The following is a 610-nucleotide window of genomic DNA, read 5'->3' on the forward strand; positions in this document are numbered from 1 at the left end:
GTACAACATAAAGCCGGAACAGGCTTTGACTATGTTAATGCTGCGGAACTGGCCCTGCTATTGGGCGAAAGTGTTAAAACCATTTATGGCAGGGTATATAATAAACAGATTCCCTTCTATAAACCGGGTGGTAAGATATTACTGTTCAAACTGGATGAAGTAATGGATTGGATTAAAGCTGGCCGTCATTCTTCCTTGGATGAAATAAAGAGCAATGTGTAATTGGTTAAATGCAGTTCTAATAATCTAAAACTCCAATGAAGGAAAGGAAGGAAAGAAAGGCTCAAGGTAAAAAACAGGAAATCAGGTTCTCGTTCTTTAAACTTTTGTTGAAGAAAAAATCACACACCCAAATTCTGCCGGAGAGCCAATTATGTAATCATTTGAACATAGTAAAGAAGTAGAGAATGCCAACTATTTATATATGCGGTAGTGACATACCCGAAAACAGTTCCAAAGGCTTGGTTGATACCGATAAAATTAAAGCCAAACTAAAGTCATTGAAATGTGCCGTTGTAAATCCAACTGAAATGCCCTTTGCAAAAATGAGTTGGACTGACAAACTGGATAACCGTGTTCAGCTTTTAAAGAAAAGCCAGGCGGTTTATGT

Annotated in this window: 2 protein-coding genes; both read left to right on the top strand. The window is 37.7% G+C overall.

Annotation, left to right across the window (positions count from 1 at the left end; all coding sequences use genetic code 11):
• The coding region (locus tag J1N10_RS21485) for a helix-turn-helix domain-containing protein (protein ID WP_262328687.1) at positions 1–222 on the top strand (222 nt) is incomplete at its 5' end.
• A gap of 185 nt (positions 223–407) precedes the next feature.
• On the top strand, positions 408–610 hold a 203-nt coding region (locus tag J1N10_RS21490; protein WP_262328685.1), incomplete at its 3' end, for a hypothetical protein.

This window comes from Carboxylicivirga litoralis, from assembly GCF_025499605.1.
Lineage (GTDB): Bacteria > Bacteroidota > Bacteroidia > Bacteroidales > Marinilabiliaceae > Carboxylicivirga > Carboxylicivirga litoralis.